The 22,324-nt window shown below is 38.1% G+C and carries 28 protein-coding genes and 6 pseudogenes; 20 read left to right on the top strand and 14 right to left on the bottom strand.

Features of this window, described 5'->3' with window-relative positions:
- The first annotated feature begins 12 nt into the window (after window positions 1-12).
- Both NCCP133_RS19350 and NCCP133_RS19355 read left to right on the top strand, forming a co-directional pair.
- Complete coding sequence (locus NCCP133_RS19350; RefSeq protein ID WP_264806881.1) at window positions 13-1,530, top strand: tripartite tricarboxylate transporter permease; 1,518 nt, start codon at window positions 13-15, stop codon at window positions 1,528-1,530.
- A gap of 108 nt (window positions 1,531-1,638) precedes the next feature.
- Complete coding sequence (locus NCCP133_RS19355; protein WP_264806882.1) at window positions 1,639-1,962, top strand: RNA polymerase I-specific transcription initiation factor RRN3 family protein; 324 nt, start codon at window positions 1,639-1,641, stop codon at window positions 1,960-1,962.
- Between the two features lie 134 nt (window positions 1,963-2,096).
- Here the strand turns inward: NCCP133_RS19355 and NCCP133_RS22015 are convergent.
- Window positions 2,097-2,162: pseudogene (locus NCCP133_RS22015) on the bottom strand (ABC transporter permease); the annotation flags it as partial.
- Here NCCP133_RS22015 and NCCP133_RS19360 point away from each other — a divergent pair.
- The 3 genes and pseudogenes from NCCP133_RS19360 to NCCP133_RS19370 form a co-directional block, all read left to right on the top strand.
- Window positions 2,162-2,320: pseudogene (locus NCCP133_RS19360) on the top strand (ABC transporter permease); the annotation flags it as partial. The pseudogenes NCCP133_RS22015 and NCCP133_RS19360 overlap by 1 nt on opposite strands.
- Before the next feature lie 348 nt (window positions 2,321-2,668).
- A pseudogene (locus tag NCCP133_RS19365) lies at window positions 2,669-2,866 on the top strand (GNAT family N-acetyltransferase); the annotation flags it as partial.
- A 67-nt stretch (window positions 2,867-2,933) separates the two neighbouring features.
- Window positions 2,934-3,089: a DUF1540 domain-containing protein gene (locus NCCP133_RS19370; protein WP_264806883.1), complete on the top strand. Its 156-nt coding sequence runs from the start codon at window positions 2,934-2,936 to the stop codon at window positions 3,087-3,089.
- 78 nt (window positions 3,090-3,167) lie between these two features.
- Here NCCP133_RS19370 and NCCP133_RS19375 read toward each other — a convergent pair whose 3' ends face one another.
- A complete protein-coding gene (locus tag NCCP133_RS19375; protein ID WP_264806884.1) occupies window positions 3,168-3,437 on the bottom strand; it encodes a hypothetical protein in 270 nt (89 codons plus the stop codon).
- A gap of 250 nt (window positions 3,438-3,687) precedes the next feature.
- On the opposite strand from NCCP133_RS19375, the gene NCCP133_RS19380 reads away from it, so the two are divergent.
- Genes NCCP133_RS19380 through NCCP133_RS19390 form a run of 3 tightly spaced genes read left to right on the top strand, consistent with a single transcriptional unit; the run spans window position 3,688 to window position 4,485 of the window.
- Window positions 3,688-4,140, top strand: a complete 453-nt coding sequence (locus NCCP133_RS19380) for a GNAT family N-acetyltransferase (protein ID WP_264806885.1) — start codon at window positions 3,688-3,690, stop codon at window positions 4,138-4,140.
- A 52-nt stretch (window positions 4,141-4,192) separates the two neighbouring features.
- The gene (locus NCCP133_RS19385) at window positions 4,193-4,327 is read left to right on the top strand and encodes a hypothetical protein (protein ID WP_264806886.1); all 135 of its coding nucleotides are present in this window, start codon (window positions 4,193-4,195) and stop codon (window positions 4,325-4,327) included.
- Window positions 4,324-4,485, top strand: a complete 162-nt coding sequence (locus NCCP133_RS19390) for a hypothetical protein (protein ID WP_264806887.1) — start codon at window positions 4,324-4,326, stop codon at window positions 4,483-4,485. Before NCCP133_RS19385 ends, NCCP133_RS19390 begins: the two co-directional genes overlap by 4 nt.
- A gap of 178 nt (window positions 4,486-4,663) precedes the next feature.
- Here the strand turns inward: NCCP133_RS19390 and NCCP133_RS19395 are convergent, their stop codons facing one another.
- Together NCCP133_RS19395 and NCCP133_RS19400 are read right to left on the bottom strand one after the other, a co-directional pair.
- Window positions 4,664-4,867 carry a YkvS family protein gene (locus tag NCCP133_RS19395; protein ID WP_264806888.1) on the bottom strand — a complete coding sequence of 68 codons (204 nt, stop codon included), beginning with the start codon at window positions 4,865-4,867 and terminating at the stop codon, window positions 4,664-4,666.
- A 36-nt stretch (window positions 4,868-4,903) separates the two neighbouring features.
- A complete protein-coding gene (locus NCCP133_RS19400; RefSeq protein ID WP_264806889.1) occupies window positions 4,904-5,218 on the bottom strand; it encodes a hypothetical protein in 315 nt (104 codons plus the stop codon).
- Between the two features lie 179 nt (window positions 5,219-5,397).
- Here NCCP133_RS19400 and NCCP133_RS19405 point away from each other — a divergent pair, with 179 nt between their 5' ends.
- Together NCCP133_RS19405 and NCCP133_RS19410 are read left to right on the top strand one after the other, a co-directional pair.
- Window positions 5,398-5,535 (top strand): hypothetical protein, encoded by a 138-nt coding sequence (locus NCCP133_RS19405; protein ID WP_264806890.1) that lies wholly within the window; start codon window positions 5,398-5,400, stop codon window positions 5,533-5,535.
- A 254-nt stretch (window positions 5,536-5,789) separates the two neighbouring features.
- Window positions 5,790-5,993, top strand: a complete 204-nt coding sequence (locus NCCP133_RS19410; protein WP_264806891.1) for a ChaB family protein — start codon at window positions 5,790-5,792, stop codon at window positions 5,991-5,993.
- Between the two features lie 122 nt (window positions 5,994-6,115).
- On the opposite strand, the gene NCCP133_RS19415 is transcribed toward NCCP133_RS19410, so the two are convergent.
- Window positions 6,116-6,298, bottom strand: coding sequence for a winged helix DNA-binding protein (locus tag NCCP133_RS19415; RefSeq protein ID WP_264806892.1), 183 nt, complete (start codon window positions 6,296-6,298; stop codon window positions 6,116-6,118).
- Between the two features lie 84 nt (window positions 6,299-6,382).
- Between NCCP133_RS19415 and NCCP133_RS19420 the strand changes: the two are divergent.
- Window positions 6,383-7,065 (top strand): annotated as a pseudogene (locus NCCP133_RS19420) (DUF4158 domain-containing protein); the annotation flags it as partial.
- A gap of 21 nt (window positions 7,066-7,086) precedes the next feature.
- Here NCCP133_RS19420 and NCCP133_RS19425 read toward each other — a convergent pair.
- From NCCP133_RS19425 to NCCP133_RS19435, 3 genes are all read right to left on the bottom strand, one after another.
- On the bottom strand, window positions 7,087-7,863 hold the full coding sequence (locus tag NCCP133_RS19425; protein ID WP_264806893.1) for a YibE/F family protein: 777 nt from the start codon (window positions 7,861-7,863) through the stop codon (window positions 7,087-7,089).
- Complete coding sequence (locus tag NCCP133_RS19430; protein ID WP_264806910.1) at window positions 7,860-8,969, bottom strand: YibE/F family protein; 1,110 nt, start codon at window positions 8,967-8,969, stop codon at window positions 7,860-7,862. The genes NCCP133_RS19425 and NCCP133_RS19430 overlap by 4 nt, the downstream gene beginning before the upstream one ends.
- Window positions 8,970-9,309: 340 nt before the next feature.
- Complete coding sequence (locus NCCP133_RS19435) at window positions 9,310-10,248, bottom strand: nucleoside hydrolase (RefSeq protein ID WP_264806894.1); 939 nt, start codon at window positions 10,246-10,248, stop codon at window positions 9,310-9,312.
- A 274-nt stretch (window positions 10,249-10,522) separates the two neighbouring features.
- On the opposite strand from NCCP133_RS19435, the gene NCCP133_RS19440 reads away from it, so the two are divergent.
- Together NCCP133_RS19440 and NCCP133_RS19445 are read left to right on the top strand one after the other, a co-directional pair.
- Complete coding sequence (locus NCCP133_RS19440) at window positions 10,523-11,092, top strand: DUF4256 domain-containing protein (protein WP_264806895.1); 570 nt, start codon at window positions 10,523-10,525, stop codon at window positions 11,090-11,092.
- 243 nt (window positions 11,093-11,335) lie between these two features.
- Entirely contained in the window at window positions 11,336-12,358 is a 1,023-nt protein-coding gene (locus NCCP133_RS19445) for a DUF3231 family protein (RefSeq protein ID WP_264806896.1), read from the top strand.
- A 189-nt stretch (window positions 12,359-12,547) separates the two neighbouring features.
- Here the strand turns inward: NCCP133_RS19445 and NCCP133_RS19450 are convergent, their stop codons facing one another.
- Window positions 12,548-13,729 (bottom strand): NAD(P)/FAD-dependent oxidoreductase, encoded by a 1,182-nt coding sequence (locus NCCP133_RS19450; protein ID WP_264806897.1) that lies wholly within the window; start codon window positions 13,727-13,729, stop codon window positions 12,548-12,550.
- A 39-nt stretch (window positions 13,730-13,768) separates the two neighbouring features.
- Window positions 13,769-14,212, bottom strand: a complete 444-nt coding sequence (locus NCCP133_RS19455; protein ID WP_264806898.1) for a DUF1641 domain-containing protein — start codon at window positions 14,210-14,212, stop codon at window positions 13,769-13,771.
- A gap of 608 nt (window positions 14,213-14,820) precedes the next feature.
- Between NCCP133_RS19455 and NCCP133_RS19460 the strand changes: the two genes are divergently transcribed.
- Window positions 14,821-15,597: a PAS domain S-box protein gene (locus tag NCCP133_RS19460; RefSeq protein ID WP_264806899.1), complete on the top strand. Its 777-nt coding sequence runs from the start codon at window positions 14,821-14,823 to the stop codon at window positions 15,595-15,597.
- 244 nt (window positions 15,598-15,841) lie between these two features.
- On the opposite strand, the gene NCCP133_RS19465 is transcribed toward NCCP133_RS19460, so the two are convergent.
- Both NCCP133_RS19465 and NCCP133_RS19470 read right to left on the bottom strand, forming a co-directional pair.
- The gene (locus NCCP133_RS19465) at window positions 15,842-16,264 is read right to left on the bottom strand and encodes a hypothetical protein (protein WP_264806900.1); all 423 of its coding nucleotides are present in this window, start codon (window positions 16,262-16,264) and stop codon (window positions 15,842-15,844) included.
- Between the two features lie 139 nt (window positions 16,265-16,403).
- Window positions 16,404-16,541: a hypothetical protein gene (locus NCCP133_RS19470; protein WP_264806901.1), complete on the bottom strand. Its 138-nt coding sequence runs from the start codon at window positions 16,539-16,541 to the stop codon at window positions 16,404-16,406.
- A 107-nt stretch (window positions 16,542-16,648) separates the two neighbouring features.
- Here NCCP133_RS19470 and NCCP133_RS19475 point away from each other — a divergent pair.
- Window positions 16,649-17,296: pseudogene (locus NCCP133_RS19475) on the top strand (LysR family transcriptional regulator substrate-binding protein); the annotation flags it as partial.
- Window positions 17,297-17,343: 47 nt separating this feature from the next.
- Here the strand turns inward: NCCP133_RS19475 and NCCP133_RS19480 are convergent.
- Both NCCP133_RS19480 and trmL read right to left on the bottom strand, forming a co-directional pair.
- The gene (locus NCCP133_RS19480) at window positions 17,344-17,844 is read right to left on the bottom strand and encodes a CBO0543 family protein (protein WP_309298093.1); all 501 of its coding nucleotides are present in this window, start codon (window positions 17,842-17,844) and stop codon (window positions 17,344-17,346) included.
- A 175-nt stretch (window positions 17,845-18,019) separates the two neighbouring features.
- The gene (gene trmL, locus NCCP133_RS19485; RefSeq protein WP_264806903.1) at window positions 18,020-18,490 is read right to left on the bottom strand and encodes a tRNA (uridine(34)/cytosine(34)/5-carboxymethylaminomethyluridine(34)-2'-O)-methyltransferase TrmL; all 471 of its coding nucleotides are present in this window, start codon (window positions 18,488-18,490) and stop codon (window positions 18,020-18,022) included.
- Window positions 18,491-18,889: 399 nt separating this feature from the next.
- Here trmL and NCCP133_RS22020 point away from each other — a divergent pair, with 399 nt between their 5' ends.
- From NCCP133_RS22020 to NCCP133_RS19505, 5 genes and pseudogenes are all read left to right on the top strand, one after another.
- The gene (locus NCCP133_RS22020; protein ID WP_442874296.1) at window positions 18,890-19,000 is read left to right on the top strand and encodes an FMN-binding negative transcriptional regulator; all 111 of its coding nucleotides are present in this window, start codon (window positions 18,890-18,892) and stop codon (window positions 18,998-19,000) included.
- A 359-nt stretch (window positions 19,001-19,359) separates the two neighbouring features.
- A pseudogene (locus NCCP133_RS19490) lies at window positions 19,360-19,494 on the top strand (transcriptional regulator); the annotation flags it as partial.
- A 249-nt stretch (window positions 19,495-19,743) separates the two neighbouring features.
- Complete coding sequence (locus NCCP133_RS19495) at window positions 19,744-20,478, top strand: sulfite exporter TauE/SafE family protein (protein WP_264806904.1); 735 nt, start codon at window positions 19,744-19,746, stop codon at window positions 20,476-20,478.
- 119 nt (window positions 20,479-20,597) lie between these two features.
- Window positions 20,598-21,308 carry a response regulator transcription factor gene (locus tag NCCP133_RS19500; RefSeq protein ID WP_264806905.1) on the top strand — a complete coding sequence of 237 codons (711 nt, stop codon included), beginning with the start codon at window positions 20,598-20,600 and terminating at the stop codon, window positions 21,306-21,308.
- Window positions 21,305-22,324: sensor histidine kinase (locus NCCP133_RS19505; protein WP_264806906.1), on the top strand; the 1,020-nt coding region annotated here is incomplete at its 3' end. The genes NCCP133_RS19500 and NCCP133_RS19505, both read left to right, overlap by 4 nt.

Consider the following 22,324-nt stretch of genomic DNA (forward strand, 5'->3'; position numbering starts at 1 on the left):
GGGGGGAAGAGCATGGATGCATTTCAAGGGTTAATGTCAGGATTTCAGGTTGCGTTTAGTTTGCAGGGGCTCCTGTTTGTTTTTATCGGTGTATTTGTTGGGACCTTCATCGGGATGATGCCTGGGCTGGGACCGATTAGCGCCATTGCGATTATGATCCCGATCACCTATAGCATGGATCCGACCGTAGCGCTAGTGATGATGGCTGGAGTATATTACGGGGCAATTTTTGGAGGATCGAGTTCTTCGATTCTCTTGAATGCACCAGGGGTGGCCGGAACGGTAGCAACGGCTTTCGATGGCTATCCAATGGCGCAGCAGGGGAAGGCCGGCAAAGCGCTTGCGATTGCCGCGATTGCTTCTTTTACAGGAGGTACTGTGAGTGTTATTTTACTCATGCTGTTCACGCCAATGCTCTCAGCAGTGGCTGTATCGTTTGGGCCGGCAGAGTATTTTGCCCTCATGTTCATGGGTCTGACAGCGATCTCGAGCCTGTCTGATGGCTCGACAATTAAAGCGTTTATTTCGGCAGCATTAGGGTTTATCGTTGTTACGATCGGAATCGACAGCCAAACGGGTACAAGCCGTTTTACATTTGGCAATCCGAATCTGCTTGAAGGGATAGATTTTCTAGTTATTGCCCTTGGGCTATTTGCTCTTGCGGAAGTTTGTACACTTATATTGAACCGGAAAGATGATACAATGAGCAACAATCAAGAGCTCGGAAGCCTCAGAATCTCCAAGCAGGATATGAAGGAAATGAGCGGGCCGATGACAAGGCAGTCCTTTTTGGGATTTATCATCGGTGTCTTGCCGGGTGCGGGTGCAACGATTGCTTCATTTATTGCTTATATAACGGAAAAGAAAATCTCGAAAAAACCAGAGGAGTTTGGAAAGGGTTCAATTAAAGGGCTGGCAGCGCCTGAGACGGCCAATAACGCAGCTACTGGCGGAGCATTTGTGCCGCTGTTAAGTTTGGGGATTCCAGGATCAGGGACGACAGCTGTTTTATTGGGAGCGTTTTTAGTATTAGGCGTCCAGCCAGGCCCGCTATTAATTCAAGATCGCCCGGAAGTATTCTGGGGCATCATTGCAAGTATGTATGTTGGGAATATCTTTTTGCTGATCTTGAACTTGCCGTTGATCCCTTATATTGCAAAAGTGCTTAGAATTCCCAGGCCGCTATTAATCTCATTGGTTATTATCTTCAGTTTGATCGGCGTATATGCCATCAGCTTTAACACCTTTGACTTATACATGCTGGTTGCCTTCGGTATTATCGGGTACCTGATGAGAATGTTTTCGTTTCCTGCCGCGCCATTTATTCTCGCCTTTATCCTCGGTGGCATGATGGAACAGGCCTTGAGGCAAACGTTAACCATTTCAAATGGAAGTCTCTCCATCTTCCTTGATAAGCCGATTGCATTAACGCTTATTGGCATTAGCGTGCTGACGATTTTGGTTCCTTTGTTTACAAATAAAAGGAAGTATACAGCGGCAAAGGCGGAAAAGGAGCAAAATATTAGCTGATCGAGTAAAAGCATCTCCTTGTACAGTTTTTTCCGAAAACTTGTTTATGAACAGGAGGAACGGGAAAGGACGTAACGTAACCATCATACTGCTGAAGGAGATGACAGAATGAAATTTAATAAATTATTGCTTTCCGTCCCATTAAGTGCAGGATTATTTTTGGCAGGCTGCGGAGCGGATGAACAGGATCCGCCGCCGGAAACGGAAGACGTGGAATTGGAACAGAATGAAATGGAAGAAAATAATACAGATACAGAAATGCAGGATCCGGGTACATCAGAAGATTCAGAAATGCAGGACCCAGCCACAACAGAAGATTCGGAAATGCAGGATCCAGGCATGAATGAAGAGACGCCATCTGGGGAAGACGGCATGGATGGTACAGATCAAGAAACGGATATGAATATGAATGAGGATTCGGAAGAAAACTAGAGTGTCAGTATTGCACGCTAGTTGAATAAACAAGGAAGCGTCTGCGTATTGCAGGCGTTTTTTTTAATATCAGAATTTATATCCCTTTGAACTTAGAGAACTGTCTAGCTCAAGCAGCCTGCCCCCTCGAGGGCCGCTCCAAGCGCTTTTCGGATGCCAGTTTCCCTCGTTCGCTCTATCACTGATACGAGCATGATGTTCCCTGATTTCATACTTTGCAGGCTTGCCTTCGCTTATTTCGTGGCAGGTGGTGTCAGGGGCCATGTTCTTCTCCATGGCCATAGGCATCATCTTCGGTCTATTGCCGGCTAATAAAGCGTCGAGGCTGAGTCCGATTGAATCGCTGCGGTATGAGTGATTTTAATGAAGGCTATCTCTAGGCCAGGTGGACCTGATGAGATGGAGGGGGAATTGAATTAATATAAATGGAAAAATCCCGTTTTCAACCGCAGTTTGCGTAGGGGGCGGGTTTTTTCTTTGAAAAAGTGGTGGAAAAGCCTCCTGCATCTGAAAGGAAAGGATCTATGTGCGGATAAACTTTTCATGTGCGTTTCGCTTTCTAAAAGGGATTGCACTCAAAATAAGCGAACCTTTAGATACTAATTATTGATAGGGGAAGAACAAAATGAATCTAAAAACAGAGAGATTGAATGTGCGCAAGTTCTAATTGGAAGACTGGCAGGCTGGTTCTAAACCGCAAATTTATGCAGTTCTGAAGGGTGGATTTGAAGAGCTGGGCCTGCATCGGATCATCGCAGCCTGCCAGCTGGAGAATCCGCCTTCCTATCGGGTGATGGAGAAAATCGGGATGAGACGGGAAGGCTTTTACAAAAAGTGCATTCCTCATGGCGATGAGTGGTGGGATGAATATTATTATGCGATTTTAAAGGAAGTGTGGAACTAGTAAAAATAAACATGCTAGTATATCACCTCCTGTTTTGACCAAAATAATAAAGCAGGAGGTGATAGACATGGCTAAAGATGTTCTTTGTGAAGTAAATAACTGCACATATTGGGAAAAGGGAAATAAATGTACTGCAGAAGCTATTTACGTTGTCAGCCATACAGGCAATCAGGCGTCTAACAGCAAAGAAACAGATTGCAAAACGTTTGAACCGGGAGTTTAAGACGTTAAGGTAACCATTTTTGGTTACCTGTTCTTTTGATTAGTATTGATAATCATTATCAGTTTTATTCAAAAAAATTTATCGCGCTGATTCTTTTGTCTTTCGGAGAGGCGTGAGTTTTTTCATGTTTTTAAAGATCTTATAATGGGCGGTGCCCACTTTTTCTTCTACATAGTCCAATGAATAATCACCCGATGGATCCGATAGTTCCCCAATGGCTCTGGATAGATGGTCAATCACCATTCTGTATGATTCATTTTCCTTTTGCTTATCCGCAGAATTCATCTCAACCATAATATCATGGGCTAGGTTTTGAACTCTTCTTAGACGAATTTGCTTAGTTTGCATGAAGCATCCTCCCCTTTTTTCAGAATCAATATATTATATATGGCCTTTCCACCGAAAAAATAACTGAAATCCATAGTGCGCAGTAAATGGAATAATATAGTATAATAAACGAGTCTTGGTTTTTTTTCTGATAATTTCGTAAAAGGAGGCGTTCACTATGCTAAATACGTTAGGGATTGTGGATAAAAATAAGGGGAGAACGCCTAATTAAAAGCAGCGTTTCCCCAAAATAGGAAAAGGGGAAATGAATATGAATACAGCTAAAGTGAGAATTGGAGCAGTAACAGCAGACAATTGGTATGACTGCTGCCTGCTGGAACTTGCAGAGGACCAAAAAGTATATATGGAGCCAAATGCAGTATCCATTGCACAGAGTAAATTTGAAACCACTTTAAAACCATACGCTATCTATTTGGGAGATAAAGCAGTCGGCTTTCTGATGTACAATACCGTTCAGGAAGAATTGGATGGCTACTGGATTTATCGAATCATGGTCGATAAAAAATATCAAGGCAAGGGCATCGGCAAAAAGGCAACAGAGCTTATGATTGCCAGAATGGCTAAATTGCCTGAAGCAAAGAACATTGTAATAGGCTACAGTCCGGAGAATCTGGAAGCACACAATCTTTATGCAAGTTTGGGTTTTAAGGATCACGGCGACCGTTTTGGGAAGGAAATGGCGGTTGTTAAAAAGATAGGCTAGCAGCATTTTAGCCTTTCAAATGGGAAGCCCTATTTTTGGGGGAGGGCTGATTTTGATTATGTCTGGAGTCTATCTGCCTGCCTCTTGGACGGCTGCCGGCAGTTTTATGGGAGTTTCCGGAGGGATGATGATGGGAAGCTCTTCCTATTTTCTGGTGAAACGAGATGGAAAGCAGGGTAGGCAATGATGGAATTTATGATTTTCTTGTTTGTTTTCTTTATTTTTCTTGCGATTAGTTCGGTCATGAATGTTTTGTTTAAGATGACGGAAAAGAAGCATTGGGGCATGTCCTTGCTTCTGAGTCTGGTGCTGGCTGTGATAAGCATTGCCATTTGGGGGATATAAAAGGGAGGGGGGACGGTACTTCCATTATGCAAAAAACTCGCCACAGTGATGGCGAGTTTTTTGTTTAAGTACATAATTTCACAAAAATGTTATCCTCTTCATTAGCCGATAAACAAAAATGCGGCCTGTTGACAGTATGTAAGGAATAGGTTGAATACAATTGAGTAATTGAAGAATTTTAGGATGTCCCGGAGGATAATACTACATAATTAGAATGTTTCACGATGGTTTTGGTTGTATCATAATGTAACCTTTGGCTCGATTCCGTTGAAATATCAACAATCACACTATTATCCCTTACAACGCCCACAACGCCTTCAATTGTTATTTCTTTTCTTTGAAAAGAAATGCGATCCCCTATGTTCGCTGTTTTCTTAGTCATCGCAAGTCCCCCGCTTCAATAAAAAAACTTTAAAAACTACACTAAAAGATGATCTAAAGTTAAAACCCGATGCTGCAGGGAATGATTGGAATCTAAAACTCCAATAATAATTTGGTTATCTTCTGTTAAGGTAATATATCTAAAATATTCGTTCGTATAAATGGTAAATTGACTTTCTTTTTTGATCTCTAACTTCGCAAACACGTCTTCAGTGTAATGAAGGGGGAGTAGGTCCTTTAGTTTTCCCTCTGGATCGTTGAGCCATCTCTTAACCGTGTCTTCTAGTGACCTTTGTTCAATCATAGATAACCTTTTCTTAAAAGTTAATTGTGATGCAGCTACTGTTTTCATTATTTTCACTCCTTAAAATCAGTCTATACTGAGTAGATCATGACAAACAACACGAATACAGTGACATTCTAGTTACATTTTGTTTACTTGGCATCTTTGTACAACATCGCTTTTTGTATAAAAACGCTTGGAAAACACATACTTTATATATCCTGAAAACTTATGAAAAGGTGATGAAAATGGATAAACAATATCAATTTGCGAATTTGTCGGATGGAGATCTTCAGCAGGTGCATAATCTTGAAAAGCGGTTAAGTGAAGAAAAAGGAGAAGAGGTCATTTTGATTGCGTATGATCAAAATGAAAATAAAAAGTAAAAAGGATTAGAAATTCCTTTAATCTATTTGCTATAATCAGTCAATCAGGAATCCATGCAAGGCAGTTAGCCGGGCAGAGGGTGTAAGATAAACTGAAAAATATGACCATAAAACTAAAACGCTTGGGGGTTAAATCCTAAGCGTCTTTTTGTGGAACAATGACTGATCAGCTCTCTGAAAATGGGCGAAAAGTGTTTGAAAACCGCCTTTTCAGGAAAAATACCTAACAGAATAGAAGCAGAGGAGGAATCTTCATGCCATATGATAAACTGAGCGATCTGCCGGATTCTGTTAAAGACAATCTGCCGCATCACGCACAGGAAATCTTTAAGGAGGCCTTCAACTCGGCAAGCGGGGAGTATAAGGAGGAGGAAACAGCCTTTAAGGTTGCGTGGAGCGCCGTGAAGAACAAGTATGAAAAAAATGAAGATGATGAATGGGTGAAGAAGGAAGATTAGCAGAAAAGGATATGCTTTTTTTTACTGGTGAAAAATGCTATAAAACAGAAACACAAAAACGCTTGGAGTCCAAGCGTTTTTGTTATGCAATTCTTATTTTACTTCCTCCGCATTATAAAGCTTCACCTGCGGAGCTTTTCCTCGCAGTAGGCAGCGATTTTCATTTGTCCTTCTTCAGTCAGGCGGACATAAGTAAAACGGTTATCTTCAGGGTTTTTCCTGCGGATGACCATTCCTTTTTCCTCGAGCTGTTTAAGGCTTAGTGACAGGGGAGCTGTTCTAGTCCGCAGGATTATTTCCAACAAAAGTAAAAACCAATTTTTTTGATGATTTTGGGAAGGATTATTGATAGCTCTCTATGTCGAAATTTATACTATTTATAAAATGACATAGCGAGAAGAGGGAAACCATGGAAGAGAAATTGGAATCAAAAAGAACTCGATGAACATTTTAGTTTATTATCAAATGAAAATCACTTAGTACTGAGTAAGAAAACAAGCGCAAACCGTATAGGGTTTGCTGTCCTTCTTAAATATTTTCAACAGGAAGCTCAGTTTCCTAACAAGAAGCAAGATGTGCCTAAAGAGGTTGTTCAACATCTAGCTGATCAAGTAGATGCTTCGATTGAAGATTTTTTTGACAGCTATGGTTGGGGTGGAAAAGAAAGAAGTTATACAGAACATCGAAAAGCAATACGTAACCTTTTCGGATTTCGAGAGCTTACTGCAAATGATAATCCTCTTTTCGTAAAGTGGTTAGAAGAACAAGTTCAGTTTACACATGATACCGACTACTTGAAAAATCAAGCATACAGTCTTTTTCGCACGTGGAAAGTTGAACCTCCTTCCGTAGGAAGTTTGAAGCGAATGATTGAATCTGCTATCGGTAATTTTGAAAAGAATTTATATAAAATGACCTATCAGCAACTTTCTCCTAAGACTTGTTCACGATTAGATGCATTTCTTGAATCCCACTCTGATGAAGGATCCGATGATTTTTTCGAAGCTGAAATTCCTAATGAAGAAAACAACGGCATTTTAACCTTTCGCCAGTACTATCCTCTCCAGGCAAATTCGGGGAAGGGTTTTTTAGCTTATTCAACGGTTTCTGTGTTATTGCTTTTTTTCACTAAATAGAAAGCCGTAATCCATGAAGTGATCGGGATGACCAGTGTAACCCCGATTCCTGCGCAAAGAATGGTGATCATCTCGGCACTGAATATTTTGGAATTGGCAATTTCTCCTGCTGAATAGGATAGATCCTTGAACCAGATTAAAAGTGCCAGGTATCCTCCGAAGAAGGCGAAAAATAAGGTGTTCGCGCTTGTGCCCAGGATGTCTTTCCCGATGCTTAATCCGGCAGTGAATAGATCCTTTTTAGTGATAGCTGGATGATGATAATGGATTTCCCGCATGGGAGAGGAGATGGCCATGGCGGTGTCGGTTATGGCACCAATGGTACTCATGATGATGACGGATGCGCCAATTTTGACAAAATCAACTCCGATATAAAGGGAAAACACACTAAGTTCTTCAATCTCTTCTTCACCAAAGCCTTGAATCATGGCCTTCTCTGTTATGATGACAATAAAAAGGATTAAAACGACGATGGTGATGATGGATGATAGAAAGGCCGTTATGGTCTTAATGTTCACTTCATTAATATAAAAAAGATTAATACAGCTAATCACTGCACAGGCAATCAATGTGACGAAAAGAGGATTTATATTCGGGTCGTTCATAAAAAAGAGGACAAAGATGATCATCCCAAAGTTTAAGAATATCGCAAAGAAGGACCTTGCCCCTTTTTTTCCTCCAATCAGTGTCATGAAAATAAATAAAATGGCTGCCAGCACAACTAATGCATTCATGTTCTTGCCCTCTTTCTATTAACAAAAAAGATTGAAACATACAGGCCGATTGGGATGGTCAGGACAATTCCGATGCCGCCAGCCATTGCCCGGGCCAATTCCAATGACAGGTTCATGTTCAGGGAAAACCCTAAGGGGGAGCCATTCTTTATATAAAGCACCAGCAAGGGAATGGAGCCGCTTATATAAGCAAAAAACAGGATATTTGTCATTGTCCCCATAATATCTTTTCCAATTTCCAATCCAGAATGTTTTAGGGCTTTTACAGGTATGCTGTGATTCTTTTCATACAGGCTGAAGATGGATGAAGACATGGTGATGGCTACATCCATGACAGCTCCCAGTGATCCGATGAATAGACCTGCTAAGAAAACCATTTGATAAGGGCGGGTGATAAATTGGATTTCCTCATATCTAAGCCCATTTCCAGAGGTTAGCTCTATCACAAGATAAGTGACAAGCAAGGAGCTAAACGTTCCGAGCAAGGTCGCAATAATGGCTGCATACGTCTTATCATTAAATCCATTCACAAGCAGCAATGAAACGACTGTAAATAAAATAACAGCCACACTGCAAATCAATACTAAGCTTATTTGGGGATGTTTTAGGTAAACATCCAATGCATAGGATAATAAAGTCGCGTTGAATGCCAAACTTAGAACCGAAAACAGGCCTTGCTTCTTTCCGACGATAAGTAAAATAAAAATGAAAATCCATAAGACAAACAATAGATATTGGTCGCGTTTAAGGTCTAGAATCGAGCCGGTTAACTCTGTACTTCCCTCTTTGTTCTCCGCGATGGAGACAAATATCTTTTGCCCTTCTTTATATTCCTGGTCGTACGCTTTGGATAAGGAATACTCGTTTGTTAAGTGGATAAGCTGCCCTTTTTTTTCGCCATTTCTTAATTGGGCGATGATCTTCTGAGTAAATAGGCGGTCTTTATTATTATGCGAATCCGCCATTTCGGCGTTCTCCAGCTGTTTTATTTCAATCACTTCAGCAATGGGACGGTCATAGAAGGACTCGTTATGCTCGACAAATAGAATCGAAAGGACCAAGCAAATTCCCAAAAGGCTGTACAAAAAGAAGGGGTTGTAAATCATTTTTTTTGCATCTTTCAAGACATAACCTCCAAATATGGAAAAGGAGCTGGACATTTTGTAAATGGCATCCATTATAACGGACTAAGAATAACAGGAAGGTTTTCAGGCAGTCAAGAAAACCTATCAAACCTTCCAGCGTTCTTACATAAATATACCCAATTTGCTCGCTATAACCAAAAGGAAAGCGCGGCTGTTTTGGCCTATTAACTCCTTTATTGGAAATTAATGCCTTGTTGTATAATAAGGGAATAGAGGGTTCGGAGGTGAAAGATTGGCTGAAATAGAAATGAACAGAAGAAAATAGCAACATTACTGGTATCTGCTCTTCTTTTCCTCGTGCTTATGAATTTTCTGAAGAACTCATGACTTTTATAAAATCTTCAATAAATCCCTGATAATTAAAATCCAGAAAGATGTTTATATTCTTTTCAGAAGGTTTGGAACTGACTCTGAAATCTGCAATGGACGTACCTCTTCCATCATTCGATGTTAAAATATTTATCTCTCTTCTAATCGTGCGTCCCATGTCTGGATTGACCATAAGGAAAAGTGTTAAGACATCATGCAATGGAGCGCCACTCATTCCGGGGATGAGTTTTTTATAGGCTTCTATATAGTATTCCATCACCTCATCCATAATCTGAATCACGGGGTTGTCAGTCATCTCCTGAATCATTTTAATATGCTCCATTGTGATGATCGCCCGGTTCGTGACGTTGAGCGGAACGACGAATATATTATCTAAATTTGTCAGTACCAGCTGAGAAGCAATAGGGTCACCATAGAAATTTGCTTCTGCTGAGGGGGTTACATTTCCGGGAACCATAAAAGCTCCTCCCATTAAAAAAAACTCCTTGATGATACCTGAAACATTTTCCCCTAATTGAAAAAGGGAAGCTAAAGAGGTATTTCTCCCCACATCGACTACAGTTATGTCCTGGTTCTCTCTTATTATGTTGTAAAGATCGGAAAAATTGGTTAGTTCCCCTTTTACATCTTCCGGGGGCCGTATGGGACCTAATCCCTCTTCTCCATGAATTTCCGGATAGTGCCTTGGAGTCTCCCCAGATGAAGGAATATTGGTTCCTCCAATAATAGGGATATCCGTTCTGCCAGCCAGTTTGAGTAAATAGGCGATATTGTCTGTTGCTTGTTCTTTTGTCACATTCCCATAGCTCGATACAATCGCTAATATTTTTATTTTTGGATTCAGGAGGGCATAGATGATGGCAAGGGAATCATCAATTCCGGGGTCTGCAAACAATATAATGTTTTTCATTTACTATTTCCCCCAATAAAAAATTTAATTTCTATAAATATATCAATAAAGGCAGGGGGTTATGCCATTTTGGGGGAAATCCGGGGGAATTGAAAATCGTGCCATATATCACAGACTAATGTTTTCCAAACGATTATATTTATAAGCTTTAGGGCCAGATTGTGGAGGAGTGAGTGGATTTACTCAATCATATCCTTTATTGTAAACTGAATTTATAACTTAACGAAAATACCTACATTAAGTTAAAGCCATTATGAAAAAGGAGGAAGCTGCCATGACAAAGAGCAATAAAAGGGAGCTGCCGCTAGACGAACGTGAAGCATTACTCCAAACATTGAAAGCCCGTTTTGAGAAGAACATGCATCGCCATGAAGATCTTGAATGGGCTAAAGTACAAGCTAAGCTCGAAGCTAATACTGAAAAGCTATGGTCGCTCAATGAAATGGAACGAACTGGCGGTGAGCCGGATGCGGTTGGCTTTGATAACGAGACGGGCGAATATATTTTTTATGATTGTTCAGCGGAAAGTCCTAAAGGCCGCAGAAGTGTTTGTTTCGACCGTGAAGCGCTGGAGTCAAGGAAAAAACATAAACCAGAAAATAGCGCAATTGATATGGCCGCTGACATGGGCATTGAACTTTTAACGGAAGAACAATATCGAGCGCTGCAGGAGCTGGATCCTTTCGATATGAAAACGTCGAGCTGGGTGCAAACCCCTGCTAATATTAGAAAACTTGGCGGGGCGATCTTTTGCGATCGTCGCTACGACACGGTCTTTATGTACCACAACGGAGCAGATTCCTACTATGGGGCAAGGGGTTTTCGCGGTTCGCTGAGGGTCTGAATTTTGCTCAGCGAGGTAAAAATAAATCATATTTCCATCAGAGTACAGGAGGATCTCAATAAAGGAATGCTTTTTATCTTTGGCTGTTTTCGTAAAGCTTGTTGCTGATCCATCACTCTTATCTTTACACAAATGAAAATACAGAGGCCCTACTGAAGATATGGGATATTAAGATAACCGATACATACTATACGTAATTTCTGGGGAAGGTATTTTTTAGTATAACTTTTTTGGAGGTTGCTTATGGATGGAAAAGAAAAACAGATTAGGCTAACAGCGGGTGAAGTAGGTCAGCTTTGGCTTCAATACTTAAATGATAGCTCTAGCATATGTATTCTTACATTTTTTCTGAAAAAAGCTGAGGATATGGAAATTAAGCCTATAATTGAATTTGCTTTAGAATTATCAAAGTCACATATTCAAAAGATTACGGCAATCCTAACAGAGGAAAAAAATGTAGTTCCAGATGGCTTTAGTATTAAAAAGGATGTGGATTTAAATGCTCCTAGACTTTATTCCGACAGTTTTGTACTAAATTTTATAAACCAAATGTCCAAGGTTGGACTTACAGCTTATTCCGGCAGTGTTGGAACATCTGTAAGAAGTGATATCAGATCCTATTACATGGATTGCCTTACAGAAACAATGCAATTATATGATAAGTCAACTGAATTATTATTATCTAAAGGATTATTTATCAGGTCTCCCGGCCTGCCTAATTTAGAGGAAATTGAATTTGTAAAAAAGCAATGGTTTATATTAGATGTCTTCGGAGAAAAAAGACCATTAATTGCTTCGGAAGTTGATAATTTATTTGCGAATCTACAAAGAAATGCCTTGGGAGTAGCTACACTTACTGGCTTTAGTCAGGTTGCAAAGGATAAGGATGTAAAACAATTCTTTTTAAAGGGTTTAGAGGTTGGGAATAAACATATTCGATTATTTAGAGAGAAGCTAGAGGAAAGCAAACTTCCAGCACCTATGGGCTGGGATTCAGAAATAACAAATAGTACATCCCATACTTTTTCAGATAAACTGATGATGTTCTTCACAAGTGGTTTGATTTCTTTGAGTATTGGCTATTATGGTGCAGCTATTAGCCAAAGTCCTAGAGGAGATATTAGTGCCATGTATAACAGGCTATCCTTAGAAGTTCAGATGTATTCTGAGGATGGAGCTAATATCATGATTAAAAATAGGTGGTTGGAACAGCCTCCAATGGCATCTGATCGAGATGAATTAATCAGAAAAAGGAATCAATTGTAAATCACATTCCGTCAACTTCATTTTATTTTTAAGGGTAAAAAACCTGCGGCTAAAGCAGCTGTCCTGTAATGAAGCATGATATAAAAAAGAAAAACCGCACAGTAATTCTCTTGTGCGGTATCCAACATTATGATCTAACCCTTGCTGCAGGTTCTTATTTTTTTTTTTTTTTTTGAATTCCTACGCAGCCTAATATGCTAAGCTGCGTAAGCCTTTGATATGAGCTAAGTAGCGGATGTGACTGGCTTCTTTCATTAAGCTTGCTGGCATCCCTTTAAGAGAATTTTCGTTAGCACCTACGGTAGCAACAGCATCTTTACGCCCCAAGCTTGCAAGTGTACCTGAGTTCACTGGTGAAAATACTTCAAGTGTTTTTCCTTTTAAAGAGGCAAACAAGTTATATCCGGCAACTTCACCCATTTGCCATGCATTTTGGGCAGTTGGTGCGTATGGTCTTTCCCCTTCTGAAGGGAAAGCGACAGCACTATCACCCACAACATAGACATCTTTATGTGAAGTAGACTGAAGGTATTCATTCACTGTTGCCCTTCCGCGATCAACTTCAAGTCCTGATTCTCCTATGATTGGCAGAGCTTGAATTCCGCCGGTCCATACAAATGTATTAGCCACAATTTTCTGGCCATCTTTTAATTCAATTGTATTTCCTTTAACATTTGTAACTGGTAATCCTGTAAGAAATTCGACACCACGTGCTTCTAAGCTTTTGGTTGCACGATTAATTAACTCTGGAGGCAAGACAGGAAGAATATTCGGACCAGCTTCTACAAGCATAAATTTCAGTTCCTTGGGATCGACGCCATATTTTTTTGAAATTTTTGGCATGTAATCTACAATTTCACCAATGAGTTCTACGCCTGTTAATCCGCCACCGCCAATTAAAATTGTGGCATCTGCTTCATTTTTCGATTTCGAATACTCACGAATCCGTTCTGTAATATGGTTATAAATCTTATTTGCATCATCAACGGATTTTAACACCATACTATTTTCTTCAAGTCCTGGAATGCCAAAGTAACCAGTCTTGCTGCCTAAACCAACAACAAGGTTGTCATAGGTTAACTTCGTTCCGTCTTCAAGACTGACTTCTTTTTTATCTACTGTGAAATTTTCCACCTTTGAGATTTTAAGATCAATATCCTTCCCTTTAAAGAGCGTTGCTAAAGGAATAGATACTGCTTTTTCTGAAATGGTTCCACCCGCCAGGCGGTGTAGTTCAGTAATATATTGGTGTGTTTGATATTGGTTAACGACAGTGATTTGAGCTTCGTCCTTATTTAAATATTTCCGAACTGTTAAGGCAGTTAGAAGCCCTCCATAGCCTGCACCTAAAATAACAATTTTCTTTGTCATATTTTATTCCCCCACCCTGCTATTGAATATTATAGAGAATTATTTTTGAGTCTCCTGTTCTGAAGCGACTTGAAGATAAGCATTTACGAAACGGAAAAGCTTCTGCGCCTGTGGATCTTTAAGCATTTTTAAGATTCCAAAAAGACCAATTACCTCGTTGCTTTCTTCTGCACGATCTTTTGCTTCGATTGCTGTTGCTGTAATGGTTTTAATAGAGCCTTTAATAGGATCAATAATTTCTTTTATCGCTCCAGCCGTATCTTCTTTCAATACCTCATCAGTAGCCACTGATTGAGCAAAGTCATAGGACTTAGTTAAAATGGTTACAAGCTCAGTTAATTTTGGAAGCTGCTCTACTAAAGCAGTCAGAGAATCCTGGACCTCTGGTTTCAATAGCTGATCAAGGATATCCAGCTGTTCCTGGCTTGTAGTCATCGTTCCTGACTCTTGTTCCGTTTTTTCTCGTATTAAAGTTGCTGGCATATTCAATTCCCCTTTACTAAAAAAATTATTTATCAGGTAAATGGATACGAAGTGGATATGACGTGAATAATTTCACAAACTTTTGCAAAAAACAATTCAAGTATTTTATTATACATTAGGTCACGTCAAATGACTGAGGGATTAGACACCATTCTACTCATTACTTTCCTGATACAATCACACTTCTTCTGATTATCCATTCTGTGTCTTATCCTATGTGAGATCATTCACATTTCCAACCGCATATATAATAATACAACTGTTTCTAAAAAATTTGTAGTCATTTGAAGAAATTTTTATAATTCCTTGTTTTCCCACTCGCTGCGTGCGTCAATGAATTCTTCCTTTTCCAGCTCAAATTAGTTTGTAGTTTGTAAGCAACACCTTTTGCGAAAACAGCCTTTTATAAAGAAGTGATTATTCTAAAAAAAAGATTTCATCTATATGTCATTTTTCTGACATATAGATGAAAAAAAGATAAGAATGAATAGGCTTACGAAGCAGGTAGAAGAAGATGAATGATAAAAATCTCTTAATGTGAATATAAGATGGCTTCTCCTTGTATACAATGAAAAAATAATTTACTCTTTGTTTAGGGAGTGATAGTAATGAGTGAGAATATCGAAGGAATTAATTACAAAGAAGTAATTGAATATGCACTGGATCCGCTAATTGTTCATTCGCAGCTGAAGATAATATATATAAATAAAGCAGCAGAGAAATTTTTTAGAGCTTCAAGGGAGGAGGTAATTGGGGCAAGTCCGCTGGATATCTTTAAAGATACCTCTAAACCCGCAATTACAAAAAGAATATCGGGGGCTTATAGTGAACCAGCAGAGCTTATTGAGGAAACAATATATAGAATGGATGGGACTCCAGTTGAAGTTGAGTTATATTGCCACCCTATCAAGATTAGGGAAACAAAAGCTATTCAAACTTATGTAAAAGACATCACAGAGAGAAAACAACAAGAAAAAATACAAAATGAAATGAATTTACAAATAAATGAGCTAGCGTCTAGAATTGTGCCCCTTTTAGAAGACATTGCTGTTCTTCCTTTATTAGGAGCAATCAATCCGGATAGGGCAAAACTACTCTTAGAATTAGTACCAGTCAATGTTCAAGAGCAAAAAGTAAGCCGTTTAATTATAGATTGTTCAGGAATTTATAAAATTGATAACTTAGTGATTGAATCTCTTTTTAAAATTAACAATGTACTAAAATTACTTGGGGTAACGTGCATTTTGACGGGGATAAGGCCACAATTAGCTGAAGAAGCAGTTAAGCTTGGCTTCAACTTCAAAAACCTAATTACTTTTTCCAATGTTAAGAATGCCTTATCCTTTTTAGGGGTAAATCATACGAAGGAAAGGAAGAGTTGGTGAGAGATATCTTACCGAAAATTGCGGGCCTGCTAATCCGGGAAGGATGAGCGGCCTTTTTTATGGAATTTCTTATGAAGCTAAAGGCGGGTTGGGTTGAAGAAGAAGTGATAATATTGGTGGGTCTTTCATTTGGTGGAGTTAATATGCGAAGAAGGACATAGGTAAGTGGTTGTGGAATTTCTGTATGAATAGAGACAGGGATGTTAATGTGATAACGGGATAAATTTGTGGAACACGAGGTCTATTATTGCGGCAAATCTAAAGTGTTTCGTAACAGATCGATTGTTGTATCAAATGTAAAAAAATATGGGTTATTTTCATCATCGAATAGGAGTAAATAGGGCTTTTCATTTTCTGCAATAATAATGATTACTTCATCAATCATTGCATTCATCCATTTATTTTCTAACCGGTGAGATGGCTCTAAGGGGATTTTGATCATATAACCCTTGTCAGGAACAGGTTTTAACTTTTTAACCACATCATCAATTTCTTTTATCATTCTTTCAGCTTCTAATTGTATCTCCGGATTAGTGGGGATTGTTTTGGTTATTTTATTTTTTTCAATATCAAGAAGTTCAATATTCGTGCTGTTTTGTGCATTTACTGTTTGAAGATTAAGCAGGAAAAATATATAAACGAATGAAAGCAATATTTTACGAACCACAATGACCACCTCCGTTGTATCATTACCAATGGTTATTTTTTTATGCCGCCTAAGATGGCGGCCGGATTTTAAAATAATGTACCCGATTGTTGATGAAGGTTAAAAAAGAGGCAAGATAACTGAATAATCCACAATTGTTTTAAATGTTTTGAAACGGTGTTGCTGCTTCGTATATAGTGAAAAAGGAGAGACCGCAATAATAAGCAATGCTGGCAATGCTTACACCTATTTGTGCGTATGCTTCATATAAAAACATCCAGCTTGTACCCATCGCCATGGCGGAAATCACTATATATAAAAAGTGTGTTCTGTTTTTCCAAAACTGTACTTTCTGCTTAGATAGTGCAAAAACTAAAATCAGAAAAATGATACCTATCAAAGTCCGAAGACCTATATGATATGCAGTCTGGGATGATTCCTATTGGAACATTTTCAAGTGTAGCAACCCATTGGCTCCCTAACATGATTAGAATTTTCAGGAAAGATTACCCAAAGATAGATTTTGAACTTCTGCTTGGTGATTATACAGAAATTGAAAGCTGGATGCTAAATGGACGTGTTGACTTTGGATTTGTGCGGCTACCGTCAAAAGCAGAGGTTGAAACTACTTTTTTGGAGCAAGACCGGTTGCTGGTAGTGATTCCGCAAAATCATCCGCTTGCTAATTGTGAAAAGTTTCCAATCAATGACTTATTGAACAGTCCGTTTATGCTATTGGAAAAGGGAGCAAAAACAGAAATCTCTGAAATTTTTGAGATGCACCATATTTCACCGCATGTTCATTTTACAACTTGGGATGACTATGCAATTATGTCTATGGTGGAAAACGGGTTAGGAATCAGTATATTTCCAGAATTGATTTTACAGCGTATTCCTCACAATATTATAGCGAAAGAACTTGAAATTCCTGCGTTTAGAAATATTGGGATTGCTACGAGAGAGCAAAAATCACTTTCCCTTGCGTCCAAGAGATTTTTAAAATATTTATCATTCAGAGCTGACAGGCTGACTAAGGAAGACATAAAAAAATAACCAGGTCTATTTTCTATAATTGACTATGTCTATCACCCAAGTGAGCATTATAGATAATCAAACAAAAACAAATAAATGGTCGCAATAACAACCGAAAGCAATAAAGCTATACGTTTATGTAAGTAGTGAAGACGAATCATGGGAAACATAATCAACACAAATAAAAGAGACCACCCAATATTCCACCCATTATAGTATGTGATGATACCAATGCGATGGGCAATCCATTCTGCAGCCAAAAACAAGACGATCCATTTGGCACAATAGAAAAAACGGCTTTTTGAATTACTTGGATATCTGGATAAAAACACAAATCCCAGCAAAGGGTTGATGATTAAGTTATGCAAGAAATGGACACCCATCAAGTTTAAAAGCTTCTTCTCAAGTTCCCATAAATGAAAATGGCTGTGTGAAATAAACTCGTAAACAAAAGAAGACAAGGAAACATAAAGCATTGTGGGATAATAGTTCTCCCAATTTTTCCAATCGCCTTTTTTGAAAGCAAGGATTATAACGAATAAAACAAGTAAATAGTGCAACAAGCTCACCTCTGTTTCTATTTACTAGCATTCGCAAATAATTTACATTAAACACCATTTTTGTTGCTATTTTGAAAAACATTTCTTTCCTTTGATGCCCCAGATGCATGAATGCGTTAGCGGCTAAGGGGGCAGGATGATGATTTCACTGCATACAAAAAAATCTTCCAGTTGGAAGATTTTTTTATTTTAGATTGGGAAATCCCTGCTGGCGTAAAGCTTCATACACCAATATAGCTGCTGTATTCGAAAGGTTGAGTGAACGGACATTATTATTCATTGGTATTCTCAAAAAGTGATCTTTATTTGTTTCTAGCAGATCTTTTGGTAAACCCGTTGTTTCTTTTCCAAACATAAAATAATGCTCCTTTGATTCATCACTAAAATCAAAGGATGAATGTGTTATTTCACCAAAGGTTTCAATATAGTAGTACTCACCTTGATTTTTTGAGAAAAAGTCATCCAATGAGTCATAATACGTTATGTTTACAGATCCCCAGAAATCAAAGCCTGCTCGTTTGATCATCTTGTCATCTGTTGAAAAGCCAAGTGGTCGGATTAAATGCAAGGCTGTATCCGTTGCAGCACAAGTAAGGGCAATATTTCCGGTATTAGCCGGAATATCTGGTTGATATAGGACAACATGTAATGCCAAGAATTGTCACCTCTATTTTCATTTTACCCTCCAAATTATAGCATATAGATTGGAAGATAAGCACTTTCCCTTACTGAGCGTCTTGGTAAGTAAAGGTGCCTGCCCTCAGCTGCATGAAAAGGGGACTAGGTACCTTATTTTATGGTTTAAAGGTTATTTCAGCTTTGCCAATATTCGGATAGTTTGCGATATAGGTGCCTTCTTTTGCAGCGAGCGGGGAAATAAAAGTGCCTGATGAAATTATCATGTCTTTCCTTAACCTCTTTTCTTTCTTTGCTAGTTTATGAGATCACCATGAAACAGACGAAACCGGATTGCCCAAAACAGCGGAAGACACACCTTCACTGATCTTTTGGCCATTATGGAAAAGTTCCATTTTCTCATTCGACAGCTCTTCAAATGAAGGAGGGGCAATGGGTTGAGAATGATGATATATCGATTATGTTCCAAGGACCACATGCTTACATTTCATCTTCCTGGTATGAAGCTAGGGAAATTTATCAGAGATGAGATCCGTGAATTAGAAAGGTTTAATATAACTTGAGCTTATTCCACATTCGAAGTGCATTTTCGAATATAGATGGCCTTTCTTTAGGAAAAGGTCCATTTAACAGAATAAGATTATAACAAAATGTACCATCCCTCAATCGTTACCGGAAGAAAAGAATTTACAAAAAGCTATAAAAAAAATATGCTTCCAGACAGACACACCAGATAAAGTCAACAAGTTCAATAATGTCCTGTCCTTCATATATATATATACCTCCTATAAATTAGATATCCTTTTTTAAATATAATATTAGGGAAATCAAAATTACTGATTCATTTGAGGGGGCTATCCTCGTCTTGATGTGAATATGAGATCGGAAAGGCAGGCGATCGCTAAACATCTTAATATATTGGAGGATGCGGGGCTCGTACGATCCAAACGAAAGGGAAAATACCGGGTGCTTTTGTTTAACAAAGAACCGCTTAAAAATTTGCTGAAAGGATGGGTAGATTAAGTTATAGTTTATGGCGAATGTATGCGTTTTTTAATTTGCAGCCAGATTGTTAGACGAGAACCATACATCGCAAATATCAGGGAGGACAAAACATGTTGAAAATCATCATTACCAGTATATTTGTTGAAGAAAATTTAAAATTATGATAATTTTTTTTTCCCCGATATTTAGAATTTTATCTCCATATTTTCTTCAAACTTTTATAATAGAATCTTCCACAGTGTTAATTTAAGAAAATGGTGATAAAAGATGTACGAATTTTTTAATCAAATAAGTAATGTGATGATTCAACCTTTTTTAAACCTTGCGCGCAGTTTTGAAAGCATCCCAATTTTATTTGCCTTTTTACTTGGGATTGTTGGTGCTATGGCTCCATGCCAATTCACAGGAAATATTGGTGCAATTACTCTTTATGGAAGTAAATCACTCCAAAAAGAACTTGCATGGGTTGATGTTTTCTTTTTCACTCTAGGGAAAATTGTTGTGTTTACAGGTTTAGGACTTCTTGTTTGGTTTTTGGGTAGAGGATTTGAATCTCAACTTACAATATATTTTCCATGGTTTAGGAAAGTAATTGGTCCGATGTTTTTTATTGTCGGTATATTTATGCTGGGCTTTATTAAGATAAAAAGGACGCTAATACTATTAGAAATACCGAAAAGATTTTTCCAAAAGGGAAAAATGGGTTCATTTTTCATGGGAGTTAGCTTTTCACTTGGTTTCTGTCCAACCATGTTTGTTTTATTTTTTGTAACATTAATGCCAATTGTTTTTTCAACATCGTATGGAATTGTTTTGCCTAGTTTGTTCGCAATTGGTACATCCTTACCTTTATTCCTAGCTATGTTATTAATTTGGTATTTCGGAGCTAGTGGCGCTGTGATGAAAAAAGGGAGAAGGATTGGCCTGTATATTCAAAGAGTTGCTGGTGTGATTTTGGTTGTATTAGGGGTATTAGATACAATTACCTACTGGATAATATAGACCTCTCCTTATTTTCTTCAAATATATTCTGTAAAAATTAAATAGGAAAAGGGAAAATGATGAAAGGGAAGGTTAAAAGATGTCGTTCCAGCTAAATCCGTTACAGAGGTGGTGAAACAGTGAAGAAAAAGGAACGTGTCATAGTGATCGATGATGAATGGAATATGAGGAATTTACTCAAAATCCATTTATCTCCCTACTTTGAAGTCGAAGAAGCTTCAAGCGGGCTAGAAGCCTTTGGTGTACTAAAAAAAACGAAGGTAGACTTAGTGATACTTGATTTAATGATGCCAGAAATGGATGGCTGGGAAGTCTGTAAGAAAATAAGAGAAATAAGTCAAGTACCAATTCTTATGCTAACAGCTCGTGGAGAAATAAAGGACAAAGTTCAAGGGTTTAATGTTGGGGCAGATGATTACCTTGTTAAGCCCTTTAACATAGAAGAGTTACTTGTAAGAGCTAAAGCTCTTATTAGACGTTCAATGTTATCGTCAGACATTAATTTACTTTCTGATGGGGTTATTGAAATATCAGATTTAAAATTAGATCAAAAAGAAAGGCAAGTTTATATAAAAAATATCGCTTTAGAGTTAACTCCTAAGGAATATGATCTTGTTCAACTTCTCGTGTTAAATCCAAAAACAATCTTTACACGTGATATGCTTATGGATCATATTTGGGGGATTCATGACGTTCTTGATATTCGTACAGTTGATTCGCATGTTAAAAATGTACGGGAAAAGTTTCGGAAAAATAATCTGTCGTTTAATCCAATAAAAACAGTTTGGGGAAAGGGTTATAAATTTCAAGCGCCCGATGAAGGACAATGAAGTGGAATCGTATTGTTGTCAAATTAGGTGCAAGTATCTTACTTCTTGTTTTAGCTATTTTACTCCCACTAGGTTTTGTTATAAATCAAATAATTTCTGGTTTTTATATTACCAAAGTACAAGAACAAATTGATGATTTATCAAGTCGTTATGCAGCATCCTTAAATTCATTCGATGTACCCAATCTTAATATGATTGAAATGCATGCAGCCATGACAGAGCAAAAAATCGTTATCGTTAATGACCAGGGAATTGTGGTTGCCAATTCGGGAGTACCCAGTTTACCAAAAGGAGAAAAAGTACATTCAGATAAGTTTGAATGGCGGGTTAAAAATAGTGAAGCTACTCAAACCGAATATTATGATGAAACAAATAATAAACGTTATTTAAGTATCGGAAAACCAATTTATTCTAATAAAGTGTATATAGGTAGAATCTTCGTTTTGGCTTCAATCGAAGACATGTATCAATCGGTGGAAATGGTTGAAAAGGCAGTGATTTTAGCAGGAATAGGTGCTATTTTCTTGGCACTTGGGTTTATCTTTATCTTATCCCGTAAATTATCAAATCCACTTTTGGAAATGGAGAAAGCAACTCGTAAAATCGCAAAAGGTGATTTGAATACTAGAGTTTCTGAAGGGACAAATGATGAAATCGGCTCATTGGCGACTGCTATAAATGATTTAGCCGTTGAATTACACCGATATCGGTCGAACAGAAGGGAGTTTTTTGCAAACATTTCTCACGAGTTACGGACTCCCATTACGTATTTAGAGGGTTATGCAAATGCATTAGAAAATAATCTATATCAATCCGAAGAAGAAAAAAAGCAATATCTTCAAATCATCCAACAAGAAGCAAGAAGAATGTCTAAATTAGTCAATGATTTGTTTGAGTTATCTAAAATGGAGGAAGGAAAGGTTGAATTGCTTTTTGAGGAAGTAGATTTGGTTGAAGTAGTCGAAAATGCAATAGTAAAGACGAAAATGAAAGCTAAAGAAAAAGGATTACAATTG

This window comes from Cytobacillus sp. NCCP-133 (assembly GCF_026011715.1).
GTDB lineage: Bacteria > Bacillota > Bacilli > Bacillales > Cytobacillaceae > Cytobacillus.

Coding starts and splice junctions, on each gene's coding strand:
- NCCP133_RS19350 (WP_264806881.1), top strand. CDS start 13: ATGGATGCATTTCAAGGGTTAATGTCAGGATTTCAGGTTGCGTTTAGT.
- NCCP133_RS19355 (WP_264806882.1), top strand. CDS start 1,639: ATGAAATTTAATAAATTATTGCTTTCCGTCCCATTAAGTGCAGGATTA.
- NCCP133_RS19370 (WP_264806883.1), top strand. CDS start 2,934: ATGGCTAAAGATGTTCTTTGTGAAGTAAATAACTGCACATATTGGGAA.
- NCCP133_RS19375 (WP_264806884.1), bottom strand. CDS start 3,437: ATGCAAACTAAGCAAATTCGTCTAAGAAGAGTTCAAAACCTAGCCCAT.
- NCCP133_RS19380 (WP_264806885.1), top strand. CDS start 3,688: ATGAATACAGCTAAAGTGAGAATTGGAGCAGTAACAGCAGACAATTGG.
- NCCP133_RS19390 (WP_264806887.1), top strand. CDS start 4,324: ATGATGGAATTTATGATTTTCTTGTTTGTTTTCTTTATTTTTCTTGCG.
- NCCP133_RS19395 (WP_264806888.1), bottom strand. CDS start 4,867: ATGACTAAGAAAACAGCGAACATAGGGGATCGCATTTCTTTTCAAAGA.
- NCCP133_RS19400 (WP_264806889.1), bottom strand. CDS start 5,218: ATGAAAACAGTAGCTGCATCACAATTAACTTTTAAGAAAAGGTTATCT.
- NCCP133_RS19405 (WP_264806890.1), top strand. CDS start 5,398: ATGGATAAACAATATCAATTTGCGAATTTGTCGGATGGAGATCTTCAG.
- NCCP133_RS19410 (WP_264806891.1), top strand. CDS start 5,790: ATGCCATATGATAAACTGAGCGATCTGCCGGATTCTGTTAAAGACAAT.
- NCCP133_RS19425 (WP_264806893.1), bottom strand. CDS start 7,863: ATGAATGCATTAGTTGTGCTGGCAGCCATTTTATTTATTTTCATGACA.
- NCCP133_RS19430 (WP_264806910.1), bottom strand. CDS start 8,969: ATGATTTACAACCCCTTCTTTTTGTACAGCCTTTTGGGAATTTGCTTG.
- NCCP133_RS19435 (WP_264806894.1), bottom strand. CDS start 10,248: ATGAAAAACATTATATTGTTTGCAGACCCCGGAATTGATGATTCCCTT.
- NCCP133_RS19440 (WP_264806895.1), top strand. CDS start 10,523: ATGACAAAGAGCAATAAAAGGGAGCTGCCGCTAGACGAACGTGAAGCA.
- NCCP133_RS19445 (WP_264806896.1), top strand. CDS start 11,336: ATGGATGGAAAAGAAAAACAGATTAGGCTAACAGCGGGTGAAGTAGGT.
- NCCP133_RS19450 (WP_264806897.1), bottom strand. CDS start 13,729: ATGACAAAGAAAATTGTTATTTTAGGTGCAGGCTATGGAGGGCTTCTA.
- NCCP133_RS19455 (WP_264806898.1), bottom strand. CDS start 14,212: ATGCCAGCAACTTTAATACGAGAAAAAACGGAACAAGAGTCAGGAACG.
- NCCP133_RS19460 (WP_264806899.1), top strand. CDS start 14,821: ATGAGTGAGAATATCGAAGGAATTAATTACAAAGAAGTAATTGAATAT.
- NCCP133_RS19470 (WP_264806901.1), bottom strand. CDS start 16,541: ATGGCGATGGGTACAAGCTGGATGTTTTTATATGAAGCATACGCACAA.
- NCCP133_RS22020 (WP_442874296.1), top strand. CDS start 18,890: ATGAAGGAGGGGCAATGGGTTGAGAATGATGATATATCGATTATGTTC.
- NCCP133_RS19495 (WP_264806904.1), top strand. CDS start 19,744: ATGTACGAATTTTTTAATCAAATAAGTAATGTGATGATTCAACCTTTT.